Here is a 12,783-nt window from a genome sequence, read left to right on the forward strand (position 1 = left end):
TCGGCGCCCTGCTCTATTGCCGCACGCCGTCCACGCCGCCAAGTTCATGCGGCAGAATCATCTGCTCGGGAATGTCAGCCCTTTTGGCTCGTGCTGCGAAGTAGTACAGCAATGCAGGCGCGGCCAATCCGACGATCCACGAAATATCGACCCCGCCCAGCGCTTCCACCAAGCCGCCGGTATAGAAACTCGTCGCGATGAACGGCATCTGGATCAGAACACCGAATGCGTACACCGCGATGCCCGTCATATTCCAGCGGCCATAGCGGCCGTGCGGATCGAACAGCGCCGGCACGTCGTAGCGCTCCCGGGTCACGAAATAGTAGTCGACCAGATTGATGGCGCTCCACGGCGTGAAGAAGGCGAGTAGAAAGAGCAGAAATGCAGTGAATTCCTTCAGAAACGCGTGATGTCCCGCCAGCGCAAGCCCCGTCGATGCACCCACCATCAGGAAAATGAAGACAAGGCGCGTGCGGCTCGAAATCGACCGTTGGCCGCCGAAGCCGGTCATGATGGTCGCCACCGACATCACACTGCCATAGGCATTGAGCGTGGTGATCGTGAGCTTACCCAATGCGATCGTGAAGTACAGCACGGCTGCGAGCATGCCGCTCGCGCCCAGTCCGACGATGAACGACACCTCGTGCCCCGCGAAACGATTACCCGCCAGCGCCGCGGCGAAAACACCGAACACCATCGAGACCTGCGCGCCGATCACGGAACCGAGGCCGACCGCCCAGAACGTCTTCAGTGCCGAAGTGGCACGCGGCAGATAGCGCGAATAATCGGCAACGTATGGACCGTATGCGATCTGCCATGAAGCCGACAACGACACGGCGAGCAGAAACGAGCCGAGCGTAAAGTGCCGGTTGTTCAACAGCACGCCGATATCGTGCCCATGCAGCAGACTGGCGAACAGATAAAGAAACGCCAGCACGCCGACGATGCTCGACATACGGCCCATCGCGTGAATGGTGCGATAGCCGAGTGCGGTCAGCAAGGCGATCAACCCGGCGAAGATGACGATCGCCATGGTGTTCTCGACATGCAGCAACTGCCCGATCGCCTGCCCGGCAAGCACGGTACCGCCCGCGGAAAAGCCCACGTACATCACGCACACCAGCGTGAGCGGAATGATCGCGCCATAGACGCCGAACTGCACGCGGCTCGAAATCATCTGCGGCAAACCGAGTTGCGGACCCTGCGCGCCATGCAACGCCATGACCGTGCCGCCGATCATCTGTCCGACGAGCAAGCCGATCAACGACCAGAAGACGTCGCCGCCGAGCACCACCGCGAGCGCGCCGGTCACGACCGCCGTAACCTGCAGGTTCGCACCGAACCACAGCGTGAACTGACTAACGAGACTGCCGTGGCGCTCCGCTTCGGGGATATAGTCGATGGAGCGCCGCTCGATCAGCGAAGGCGTCGCTGCACGCGGAATGGAAGTTGCCATGTGTATCTCCTGACATTCGCTAAGCTGCCTTGCAGCAGCAATGGGAAAGCGGTTTGAGTGACGATCGATGGCTGTCTGTTGTTGTTATTCGATTCGCCAGACTGCGCAGCGCGGAGGGGCGCGCTAGAGCGCAGCCGTGAATTGCGGCACTGCTTCGAATAGATCGCTTACGAGACCGTAATCGGCGACGCTGAAAATCGGCGCTTCTTCGTCCTTGTTGATCGCGACGATCACTTTGCTGTCTTTCATGCCGGCCAAGTGCTGGATCGCTCCCGAGATGCTGACCGCGACATACAGTTGCGGCGCGACGATCTTGCCGGTTTGTCCCACCTGGTAGTCGTTCGGTACGAAGCCCGCATCCACTGCTGCGCGCGATGCGCCGAGGGCGGCTTGAAGTTTGTCTGCCAGCGGTTCGAGAACCTTGGTGTAGTTCTCGCCGTTGCCCAAACCGCGGCCGCCCGAAACGATGATCTTCGCCGACGTCAGTTCCGGACGGTCCAGCTTCGTCACTTCACGGCTCACGAACTGTGAAATGCCGCTGTCTGCTGCCGCTTCGATCTTCTCGACCGTTGCGCTGCCGCCTTCCGCTGCCACAGCGTCGAAACCGGTCGAACGAACTGTGATGACCTTGATCGGGTCTTGAGACTGAACCGTCGCGATCGCGTTGCCTGCGTAGATCGGGCGCTCGAACGTGTCAGCGCTGTCCACTGCCGTGATGTCGCTGATCTGCGCGACATCGAGCTTCGCGGCGATACGCGGCGCGATGTTCTTGCCGTATGCCGTTGCCGGAGCGAGGATGTGCGTGTAGTCCTTCGCGATGTTCAGCACCGTTGCTTCGACGTTTTCTGCCAGACCCGCTTCGAGTTGCGGCGCGTCGGCGAGCAGGACCTTCGAAACACCTGCAATCTTCGCTGCCGCATCCGCTGCGGCCTGCGCGTTGTGGCCCGCGACCAGCACGTGAATATCACCACCAATCTTCTGCGCCGCTGCGATCGTGTTCAGCGTCGCGGCCTTGATCGACGCGTTGTCGTGTTCTGCAATTACCAGATTTGTCATTTGCTCTGTCTCCCTCACAGCACCTTGGCTTCGGTCTTCAGCTTCTCGACCAGCGTCTTCACATCCGGCACCTTCACACCGGCGGAGCGCTTCGGCGGCTCGACAACCTTCAGCGTCTTCAGGCGCGGCGTGACGTCGACACCCAGGTCTTCCGGCTTGATCGTTTCCAGCGGCTTCTTCTTCGCCTTCATGATGTTCGGCAGCGTCACATAGCGCGGCTCGTTCAGGCGCAGGTCGGTCGTGATGACTGCGGGCAGCTTTAAAGACAGCGTTTCAGCGCCTCCGTCTATTTCACGCGAAACCGTCGCCTTGCCATCGGCGACGACAACCTTCGAGGCAAATGTCGCTTGCGGCAATCCGGCCAGCGCAGCCAGCATCTGGCCGGTCTGGTTCGAATCGTCGTCGATAGCCTGCTTACCGAGGATAAGCAGCGAAGGTTGCTCCTTCTCGACCAGCGCCTTCAGCAGCTTGGCCACCGCCAAGGGTTGTAACTCCTCGGACGACTCGATCAGCACAGCACGATCCGCGCCGATTGCCAGCGCCGTACGCAGCGTTTCCTGCGTTTGCGCGATACCGCAAGAAACCGCCACTACCTCGCTAACCACGCCTGCTTCCTTCAACCGCACCGCTTCTTCAACCGCGATCTCATCGAACGGATTCATCGACATCTTCACGTTCGCGATGTCGACGCCCGTGCCGTCCGACTTGACCCGAACCTTCACGTTGTAATCGACCACCCTCTTCACAGCCACCAGCACCTTCATATCGCTCTCCTCTCGCAACTGCTCCATCGATCAGGCCAGCACCATCCGCGCAATCACGGTGCGCTGAATCTCCGACGATCCCTCGTAGATCCGCAGAATTCTCGCGTCGCGCACCAGCCGTTCGAGCGGCATCTCGCGGGTGAATCCGTAACCGCCGTGAATCTGCAAGGCGGTATCCGTGACGAAGCCGACCGTCTCCGATGCATACAGCTTCGCCATCGACGCGTAATCGGTGAACGGCTCGCCCGCCGCGCGCCGCACGGCCGCCTGCAAGGTCAGGAGCCAGGCCGCCTCGAGCCGGGTCTTCATGTCCGCGAACATCCATTGCAAACCTTGCTTGCGCGACAGCGGCTCTCCGCCCACCTGACGCTGCCTGGCCCACTCCACCGCGCTCGCGAGCGCGGCCTCGGCAATCCCCAGGCTCGTTGCGGCGACATCGAGCCGGCTGTTGTCGAGCACTTTCATCGCCGTGCGAAAGCCCGTACCTTCGGCGCCGAGCCGATTCGCGGCCGGCACGAAACAGTCGAAAGCGATCTCGTGCGCCGGCGCGCCGCGAATGCCCATCAGCTTTTCGGCCGGCGCCACGTCCACGCCCGCGCTATACCGGTCGACCACGAACGCGCTGATGCCGCGCGCGCCCGCGTCCGGATCCGTCTTCGCATAGACGACGATGAAGTCCGCCGCCTGAGCGTTCGAGATGAAATGCTTCACGCCGCGAATCCGGTAGCCGTCGCCCTCGCGCGTCGCGCGAGTCGCCATGTCGGCGGGATTCGAACCGGCGCGCGGTTCGGTCAGCGCAAACGCGCCGAGCTTCGTGCCCACGGCGGCTTCGGGCAAATAGCGGTCACGCAGACTGTCGTCTCCACCGATCAGAATCGAGTCGGTCGCGAGATAGTGCGCACCGATCATCGACGACGTCGACGCACACGCCTTCGCGATTTCGACCAGCGACAGAATGATCGCCACCGGCGATGCGCCAATGCCGCCCCACCGCTCGGGCAGGTTCATACCCATCACACCGAGTTCGGCGAGTTGCGCGACATAACGCGTGGTGGGAATTTCGTCGCGGTCTACTTCGGCTGCGCGCGGCGCGAGTTCGCTTTGCGCAAAGCGTTCGATCGCGTCGGCGATCTCCAGATCGTTCTGTTCGACGCCCATTCGTTTAAGCACGGTCGCTCTCCTTGGCGAGTTCATCGGAACGCGCGAATTGCGCGCTGTTGGCGGCATCGCCGTTGCGACCGAACACACCTTGCCTACGCAGCTCGGCGATTCGCGCTGCGTCGAGGCCGAACGTATGCAGTATTTCCGCGGTGTGCTGGCCCAATCGCGGCGCGGCGGTGACACGATTGCCGCCGTACGCCGAAAATTTGACGGGCTGTGAAGGCAGACGCAGCGTAGGGCCGGCAAGACCATTGGCGCGAGGCACCTCGGTAAGCAAGCCACGGAAGGCCGCCTGTTCGCTTTCGAGCGCCTGCTGCACGTTGCGGATCGGCGCGACCGGAATACCGGCGGCGCCGAGAATCCGGTTCACTTCCGCGACCGATCGTTGTGACGACCACGCTTCGACACACGCGCGCAACTCCGCTTCGTGCTCGCAGCGCGACGCATCGCTCGCATAGCGCGGGTCACCCGAAAGTTGCGGCTCGCCGATTGCGTGAGCGAAGGTATCGAACAGCTTGTTGTTGAGCACCGCAACCACATAGAAACCGTCTTGCGCGCGGAAAGCACCGAACGGCGCCGACGACGGGTGACGATTCCCGACGCGCCGCGGCGCGATCCCGGTGGCGGCAAAGCGGGCCACCAGCGTTGCGCTCAGGCTCAGCGTCGCGTCGAACATCGAGACGTCGACGTGCGTGCCTTTACCGGTCTTCTCGCGCGATAACAGCGCGGCAAGCACACCCCACGAGGCGAACAACCCGCTCACCACATCCGAAACCGATTCGCCGATCAGAGTCGGCGAGCCGTCGGGAGAGCCGGTGGCGTCCATCAGGCCGCACATGGCCTGCAAAATAATGTCGTAAGCAGGGCGATGCGATTCGGGACCGGTTTGGCCGAAGCCCGACACGCTCGCATAGACGAGCGCCGGGTTGCGCGCGGCAAGTTGCGCGTAGCCGATGCCCAGCTTGTCCGCCACGCCCGGCCGGAAATTTTCGACCACCACGTCGGCGCCGGCGCTCAGCGTTTGCGCCAGCTCGCGGCCCTCGGCGGTTTTCAGATCGATCACGATGCTGCGCTTGTTGCGATTCATCGCGGCGAACAAGCCGCTCTCGCCATCCGCAAAGGGACCCACCGCGCGGTAGTCGTCGCCGCCCGGCGGCTCGACCTTGATGACATCCGCGCCCAGATCGCCCAGCAAAGCCGTGCAGAACGGCCCGGCGAGCACACGCGAGAAATCGACGATACGCACGCCGGTGAGCGGCAAAACGGGTAACTCAGGCAACGTCACGGCGAACTCCTGTTGAAGACGATGCACCGATTCTCGTCACCCAGACCTATCAAGTAAAATATTGGAATAAATTAGCTGCTATAGGAATTCCTAATGCGTATCTCACTGCGGCTATTGCGTTATTTCGCGGCTGCGGCGCAAACCGGCAGCACGACGGCGGCGGCACGTCAGCTCAACGTTTCGCAGCCGTCCATCTCCGTTGCGATCCGCGAACTGGAAGCGCTATTCGAAGAAACCCTGTTCGCGCGCGACGCTGGTTCGAAGATGACGTTGACGCGCTTCGGCGTGCGCAAGCTTGCGGAAGCGCGTCAACTGCTCGCCGCCGCCAACGCCTTCGAACTCGACGACAGCGGCGACGCGGCGTCGGGAGAAGTCCATATCGGCGTGTTCAGCACGCTGGCGCCGGTGTATTTGCCGGTGTTGCTGCGCATTGCGCAAACACGTTTTCCGAACCTGACGGTGCGCTTCGTGGAAGGCAATCTGGTGGAACTGGAGGAATGGCTGAACAGCAGCCATATCGAACTGGCGCTGACCTACGACGTAGGCTTGCCCGCCGAACTCGAACTCGAGCCGCTGGCATCGTTGCGTCCATACGGTCTCGTACCCGCCGACTCGAAGCTCGCCAAAGCGCGCGGCGGTATTTCGCTCTCCGAGCTTGCCAAAGAGCCGTTGATTCTGATCGATCTGCCGCACAGCCGTGAGTTTTTGATGGCGCCGTTCTGGCAATTTGGGCTGACGCCGGAAGTCCGTTATCGCGCGACGTCGATCGAACTGGTGCGGAGCATGGTGGCCAACGGCCTGGGGGTATCGCTGCTGATCACGCAGAGCCCGGCGGCTGCGGTCAGCACAGCGGTCGCCGAGCGGCCGATCCGCGAGGAAACCATCCGCCAGCCGCTCGTGATCGCGCGCTCGAAGCGGGCGACGCGCACCCGAGCCTCGGAGCTAGTAGCGCAGTGCATCCGCGACGCCGTGCGCGAAGCGATGGCCGCGCGCGCGGGCCATCGCCGAAAGACCCGGCCAATTCTCTCTGGTCAGGCCGAATAGCGGCCTAAACCGCCGCAGCGCCGTATTCGAGCTTCGGATACCAATCCGTGCCGCGACCGCCTGGCGTCATGTCGAGCACGGTCCAGACCGGCATCACGTCGGGTGCGCCGCGTGGATCCTGGCCGGGGTCCGCCGTCGAGGGGCCCATCTCCTCGGCCCAGAAGTGCCGCACGGTGCCGCCTGAACGCGAGAAAACATTGAACGCGGGATTATCGTCGCCGGCCGGATCTTCCGCTGCGTAATCGCGATTGAACATGTTGCCGCCCGACGAATAGAGCCGCAGATGCCGCCAGCCACGCTCCTTCTTGAACGCAACCAGTTTCTCGATCGGCGAGCGGGCAATCACGGCGAACGCCACGCGCTGCAGGATATCGGGCATTTCGCCGTCGTATGCGCTCAGGAGCGACGTGCACATTGGACACGGCCGGGCACGCTGCGGGCCGAACATCCAGTTGTAGGTGACGAGCGTGTCATGCGTGCCGAATATCTCCGATAGCGTTACCGGCCCCGCTTCGCCCATGAACAAATAATCCTCGGGCACGACGCCGCCGGGCGGCAGCGCGCGGCGCTGTGCGGCGACGCGCTCGATATGCCGGCGCAATTCGATTTCCTCGGCGAGCAGGTCGTTGCGCGCGCGACGATATTCGGCGCTCTCGCCGGGAAACCGGCTCGGCGCGTCGGCCAGCAGCCGGGCCGGCTTCAGGGTCTGGGTGGATGCGTGTGCGTCGCTCATCAGCCATCTCCTCTTACGGAACAAGGATAAAGGGCGTGAGCGCCGCGATGGCGGACGCGTTCCCGTCCTCTATATAGCCACGACGAACCGCGCGGCGGCAAATCGACAGTATCGGCAAAAATTTTCTGGCGATGCTCACGCCCCAAGCGCGGCAACCGAAAGCGCGCGGCAAGGTATCCTTGAGCGAAACCGCACGCGCAACAGGCGCGCCGTTCATGGGGATGCAATATGCCGCTTCGTCTGCCACCGCTGCCGGCGCTTCGTTTTTTCGAAGCGGCCGGCAGGCATCAGAGTTTCAAACTCGCCGCCGCGGAACTGAATGTGACGCCGAGCGCCGTGAGCCACGGCATTGTCGGACTGGAACAGGCGCTCGGCGTCGAACTGTTCGCGCGCGAGCCGCGCGGCATTTCGCTCACGGCAGCCGGCGCGGACTATTTGTCCTACGTCTCCGAGGCGTTTTCGCTGATCGCCATCGGCACGCAGCGCCTGCCGAACCACCGCGCCGACCGCCCGATCGCGCTGAGTTGCGCGCCGACCTTCGCGTCGCGCTGGTTGTTGCCGCGCCTCGCCGGCTTTCGCGCGCGCTGGCCGAATGTGAACGTGAGCGTCGACACGTCGCATCGTCAGGTCGGTTTTCCCGTCGACGGTTTCGACTTCGCGATCCGCTTGAGCCGCGCGCCGGTTGCAGGCACCGCCTGGACGCGCCTGTTCGGCGAGCGCTTCGTGCCCGTGTGCAGCCCCGCGTATCTGGAAACGCTGCGCGACGAGAACGGCCACGCCGACCTGCGACGCGCGACGCTCGTTCACGTCAACGCCGCGAGCGAAGACTGGCAGGTGTGGCTGGATGCGACCGGCACGGAAGGCATCGACACGACCGGCGGCTTGCATGTCGACACGATCCAGCTCGCGTTCGAAGCCGCCGCCATGGGCCTCGGCGTCGCGCTCGGCAGAAAGCCGCTGGTGGATTCCGATCTGGTCAGCGGCGTGCTGGTGGAGGCGAGTCCGGCGACCATCGCCTCGACCACGGCCTACTGGCTGGTGAGCGCGGAAAACGCGGATCGTCGGCCGGAGCTTTTCGACTTCAAGCGCTGGCTGGTGAGCGAGTCCGAGCACCTGGCGACGGACGCCGACGCAACCGCCCACGCGGTGCGCAGCGCCGCCAACTAAACCACCTGCGTGATTCGCACAGGTGAGCCACGCTCACCTGTCGTCGAAATCTTTTCTTTTGCCGCTTCTGATGCTCGCTGCGACCATGGTGTCAAAGGAGATCAGAACCATGTCGACTACCAACGGCAGCAAACGCTTCATCCCCGCATTCAACCAGACGACGCTCGTGATCCTTGCCGGTGCGCTCATTCTGAGCGCCGCGATGGGTATCCGGCAGACCTTTGGTCTCTTCATCGGGCCGTTCTCGTTCGACCGCGGCTTGCCTGTCACGCTGATCGCGTTCGCGATCGCGCTGCACAATCTGGTGTGGGGTTTCGCCCAGCCGTTCGCGGGCGCGGCCGCGGACCGTTACGGTTCAGCGCCAGTGGTCGCGTTCGGCGCGACGACGTTCGCGGCCGGCCTCGGTCTCGCGGCCGTCGCGCCCGGCGGCGCCATGCTGATCGTCGGTATGGGATTGCTGGTGGGCATCGGCGTGAGTTGCACGACCTTCGGCGTAGTGTTGCCCGCGGTCGGCCGCATCGCCTCGCCTGAAAAACGCAGCATGGCGATGGGTCTGGTCAGCGCCGGCGGTTCCGCGGGTCAGGTGCTGATGGTGCCGCTCGTGCAGAATATCCGGCTGAGTTCGGGCATCGCCACGTCGCTTTTCGTGCTGGCTTTCCTGATGCTGTTGATTGCGCCGCTGGGCATGATGCTCGACCGGCGCGCGCGGCTCGGCACGCCGGTTAAGGAAGCGCCGCTTGAGCCGCTTCGTAAAGTGCTCGCCCAGGCGGCCCGGCATCGCGGCTACCGGCTGCTGACGCTCGGCTTCTTCACGTGTGGTTTCCAGCTTGCATTCATCGCCACGCATCTGCCCGAATATCTGACGCTGTGTCATATGCCGGTCGGACTCGGCGCCACTGCGCTCGCGCTGATCGGCCTGTTCAATATGGCGGGCAGCTGGGTCTGCGGCTGGCTGGGCGGGCGTTTCCGGCAGCACGTCGTGCTCGGCTGGCTGTACCTGATTCGCAGCGCGACGATTGGCGCGTTCTTTCTGTTGCCAAAGAGCCCGGCCTCGGTCGTGATCTTCGCGGCCGTGATGGGGCTGACCTGGCTCGGCACCGTACCGCTCACGAGCGGGCTCGTCGCCAAAGTGTTCGGCACGCGCCACCTCGGCAGCCTGTTCGGGTTCTGCTTTCTGAGCCATCAGATCGGCTCGTTTCTCGGCGCGTGGCTGGGCGGTCTGGTGTTCGATCTCACCGGCTCGTATTCGCTGCTGTGGGAAGCGACCGTGATAGCCGGCCTCGTTGCCGCGATGCTGCACTTCCCGATCGACGACACCACCGAGAGCACGCCTACGCTGCTGGTCGAGCCGGCGGCGGTGTGAACGTGGGTGTGGGCGCTGGGGGCCTTGCGGCACTTGCGGGCGGAGGCTACAAGCGCAGCCTCCCATGCACTCGCATCGACCCGGCGAGAAACATAGCAAAAAAAAAGCTGCCAGCAGGCGCCCCCGCTATTTTCGCGGCGTATCCGCAGCAGCTTTCGGCACACGCCCCATCAGATAGAACTCGTCGTTCGGACGCATGGAAATAACGTTGGCCATACGATTCGACAAACCGAAAAACGCCGTAATCGCGGCGATATCCCAAATGTCTTCGTCGGCAAAGCCATGCTCGCGCAGCGTTTGAAAATCGGCGTCGCCGACCGTGCCCGACTCGCTACACACCTTGACCGCGAAATCGAGCATCGCCTTCTGCCGCGGCGTGATATCCGCCTTGCGATGATTCACAGCGACCTGATCCGCCACCAACGGCGCCTTCTCGTAGATGCGCAGAATCGCACCGTGCGCGACCACGCAATACAGGCACTCGTTGATCGCGCTGGTGGCGACCACGATCATTTCGCGCTCGCCTTTGCTGAGGCCACCCTCTTTCAGCATGAGCGCGTCGTGATAGGCGAAGAACGCGCGGAACTCGTCCGGACGGTGCGCGAGCGTCAGAAAGACGTTCGGCACGAAACCGGCTTTCTCCTGCACTTCGAGAATGCGAGCGCGAATGTCGTCCGGCCATGCGTCCGGTTCCGGCACGGGGTAGCGGCTGATCGGTCGGGGATTTGTCATGCGATGTCTCCGTCGTATCTGTATGGGTATGACGACGATTCTAGCAAGCCGCGCCGCCGCAGCACCTCCGCGCTCGACACGGTCCGATATCGACGCCCATATCGTCTAGACTTTGCAGTCAAGGGAACTCGAGACACGCCGCGACGACCCCGCGCGGCCGGATTTCAACAGGAGTCGACCATGTCAGACGTTTTGCGCGACGCGCGAGCGCCCGTCGTCAAGGTGCGCCCCGACCGGGAAATGACGACGACTCAGCGGCTGCCTTACTTTGTCGGCATCTCGGCAGGCACCGCGGGCACCACGGGTTTGTCGATGTATATGGTCGTGGTGCCGCCCGGCGGCCACGCCGAGCCCCACTTCCACGCCGACTACGAAACCGCGATTTACATGCTCGAAGGCAAGATCGAAACGCGTTATAGGCCTGGCCTACGCGAGTCCGTCATCACCGAAGCGGGCGATTTCCTCTTCATTCCACCCGGCGTGCCGCATCAGCCGTTCAATCTGGACGCCAATACCGCAGCGCGAGCGATCGTGGCGCGCAACCATGCGGACGAGCACGAACGGGTCGTGCCATACGATCCGGCCACGGACGCTTGAACCGCCGCGCGACGCGCGGCGAGCCCCGTACCGCTTATAACCGGCCGGCGCTCGCCACCGCAGCCGGCCACGCTTATCTTTGGCCCCGTCATTCCGCGTGACACCCAAAGGCAATTGGCCACCTTCAGAGCGCCCTTTTGCCACTTGTGCTTAAATCCGCCTTTCATACCTTTCTTGTACTATGGCGTCCGTCTGCCGGCACGGCACGGCGTCCGCTGTCGTACGGGAACGGAACATGCGCTGCCTGCTCGCAACGCGCCACCCGGGCGCGGACATTTCGAATCCCTTCATCGCATTCTGAGGAGCGCGGTTGTGTGGCATTTTCCGGTTGCTATTCCACCCTCGCTGGGCGTGTGGGCCGTGTTCATGAGCGTGCTCGTCACGCAACTCGGCGTGCCGATTCCGGCCGCGCCGATGCTGATCCTCGGTGGAACCATGGCCGCCATGGGGCAAACCTCATATGCGAGCGTCGTATGCGCCGCGGTCGGCGCCACGCTGATTGCCGACTCGCTCTGGTTCTTCACCGGCCGGGCTTATGGCCGCCGCCTGCTGAATTCTCTGGTGCGCTTCTCCCTCTCGCTCGACACCACGGTCCGTGTCGCGCGCAACACCTATGAGCGCTACGGCGCGCCGATCCTCACCATCGCGAAGTTCCTGCCCGGACTCGGCCTGATTTCCGCGCCGCTGCTCGGCACGACAGCCATCAACGTCGGCGTGTTTCTGCTGTGGGATTTTGTCGGTGCCGTACTGTGGTCCGGCGTGTGGGTGATCGGCGGCGGCGCCCTGCATGACCAGATCGTGCAACTGATGCTCCTCGTACGCCATAACGGCGGCACGATTTTCGACGCGTTCGCAGTGATCTTCGTGGCGGTGCTGCTGTATCGCTGGGTGCGCCGCTGGCAGTTTCGTCGATGGCTCGCGCATACGCGCATTTCGCCGGATCAACTCGACGAGTTGATGAAGTCGAACGAGCCCCCGCTGATTTTCGACGCGCGTCCACGCAGCGTGCGCGAAAAGGAATCGCACCGGATCGCCGGCGCGCGGCCGCTGGATCTCGATTCACCCGAACCGATCGATCCCGAGTTGCTGAAGCGGCCGATCGTCGTCTACTGCGTGTGTCCGAACGAAGCAACGGCAAAGCGGATCGTCAACCAGTTGCATCGCAAGAATATTCACCATATCCGCGCGCTCAAGGGCGGACTCGACGCGTGGGAGAAACGCGGTTATCCCGTGGAGCCGTTGCCGCCCGACTTCCATACGGCAAAGGCTCACATGCTGGAAGACGAAGGCGAGGAAGGCGAATACACGGTGCGGGCGCGGCTGGCGAAATAAGAGCCCATACTGCGAAGCTCGCGGCGCGCGTCTGTCGAAAAACCGCTTGCGCTTCACACCCAATGTGTGCACCATGCATATATGCACGTTGCA

12 protein-coding genes are annotated in these 12,783 nt (G+C 63.3%); 5 read left to right on the forward strand and 7 right to left on the reverse strand.

Going from position 1 to position 12,783, the window contains the following annotated elements:
* Positions 1-13 precede the first annotated feature (13 nt).
* The 5 genes from P0D70_RS03330 to P0D70_RS03350 form a co-directional block, all read right to left on the reverse strand.
* A complete protein-coding gene (locus P0D70_RS03330) occupies positions 14-1,456 on the reverse strand; it encodes a purine-cytosine permease family protein (RefSeq protein WP_408182569.1) in 1,443 nt (480 codons plus the stop codon).
* Positions 1,457-1,579: 123 nt separating this feature from the next.
* Entirely contained in the window at positions 1,580-2,512 is a 933-nt protein-coding gene (locus P0D70_RS03335) for an electron transfer flavoprotein subunit alpha/FixB family protein (protein WP_408182571.1), read from the reverse strand.
* Positions 2,513-2,526: 14 nt separating this feature from the next.
* On the reverse strand, positions 2,527-3,276 hold the full coding sequence (locus P0D70_RS03340; RefSeq protein WP_408182573.1) for an electron transfer flavoprotein subunit beta/FixA family protein: 750 nt from the start codon (positions 3,274-3,276) through the stop codon (positions 2,527-2,529).
* Between the two features lie 30 nt (positions 3,277-3,306).
* On the reverse strand, positions 3,307-4,446 hold the full coding sequence (locus P0D70_RS03345; RefSeq protein ID WP_177205162.1) for an acyl-CoA dehydrogenase family protein: 1,140 nt from the start codon (positions 4,444-4,446) through the stop codon (positions 3,307-3,309).
* Positions 4,439-5,749, reverse strand: coding sequence for a CaiB/BaiF CoA transferase family protein (locus tag P0D70_RS03350; RefSeq protein WP_408182576.1), 1,311 nt, complete (start codon positions 5,747-5,749; stop codon positions 4,439-4,441). The genes P0D70_RS03345 and P0D70_RS03350 overlap by 8 nt, the downstream gene beginning before the upstream one ends.
* Positions 5,750-5,815: 66 nt before the next feature.
* Between P0D70_RS03350 and P0D70_RS03355 the strand changes: the two genes are divergently transcribed.
* Positions 5,816-6,766, forward strand: a complete 951-nt coding sequence (locus tag P0D70_RS03355) for a LysR family transcriptional regulator (protein WP_091807580.1) — start codon at positions 5,816-5,818, stop codon at positions 6,764-6,766.
* A 4-nt stretch (positions 6,767-6,770) separates the two neighbouring features.
* On the opposite strand, the gene P0D70_RS03360 is transcribed toward P0D70_RS03355, so the two are convergent.
* Positions 6,771-7,499, reverse strand: a complete 729-nt coding sequence (locus tag P0D70_RS03360) for a DUF899 family protein (RefSeq protein WP_408182579.1) — start codon at positions 7,497-7,499, stop codon at positions 6,771-6,773.
* 228 nt (positions 7,500-7,727) lie between these two features.
* On the opposite strand from P0D70_RS03360, the gene P0D70_RS03365 reads away from it, so the two are divergent.
* The gene (locus P0D70_RS03365) at positions 7,728-8,666 is read left to right on the forward strand and encodes a LysR substrate-binding domain-containing protein (RefSeq protein WP_408182581.1); all 939 of its coding nucleotides are present in this window, start codon (positions 7,728-7,730) and stop codon (positions 8,664-8,666) included.
* A 109-nt stretch (positions 8,667-8,775) separates the two neighbouring features.
* Positions 8,776-10,029, forward strand: coding sequence for an MFS transporter (locus P0D70_RS03370; protein WP_408182584.1), 1,254 nt, complete (start codon positions 8,776-8,778; stop codon positions 10,027-10,029).
* Between the two features lie 126 nt (positions 10,030-10,155).
* Here the strand turns inward: P0D70_RS03370 and P0D70_RS03375 are convergent, their stop codons facing one another.
* Positions 10,156-10,761: a peroxidase-related enzyme gene (locus P0D70_RS03375; protein ID WP_408182586.1), complete on the reverse strand. Its 606-nt coding sequence runs from the start codon at positions 10,759-10,761 to the stop codon at positions 10,156-10,158.
* A gap of 180 nt (positions 10,762-10,941) precedes the next feature.
* Here P0D70_RS03375 and P0D70_RS03380 point away from each other — a divergent pair, with 180 nt between their 5' ends.
* Together P0D70_RS03380 and P0D70_RS03385 are read left to right on the forward strand one after the other, a co-directional pair.
* Complete coding sequence (locus tag P0D70_RS03380; protein ID WP_408182588.1) at positions 10,942-11,358, forward strand: cupin domain-containing protein; 417 nt, start codon at positions 10,942-10,944, stop codon at positions 11,356-11,358.
* Positions 11,359-11,670: 312 nt separating this feature from the next.
* Entirely contained in the window at positions 11,671-12,690 is a 1,020-nt protein-coding gene (locus P0D70_RS03385) for a VTT domain-containing protein (protein ID WP_091807564.1), read from the forward strand.
* The last annotated feature ends 93 nt before the right edge of the window (positions 12,691-12,783 follow it).

The organism is Paraburkholderia sp. RL17-381-BIF-C (assembly GCF_046026435.1).
Classification (GTDB): domain Bacteria; phylum Pseudomonadota; class Gammaproteobacteria; order Burkholderiales; family Burkholderiaceae; genus Paraburkholderia.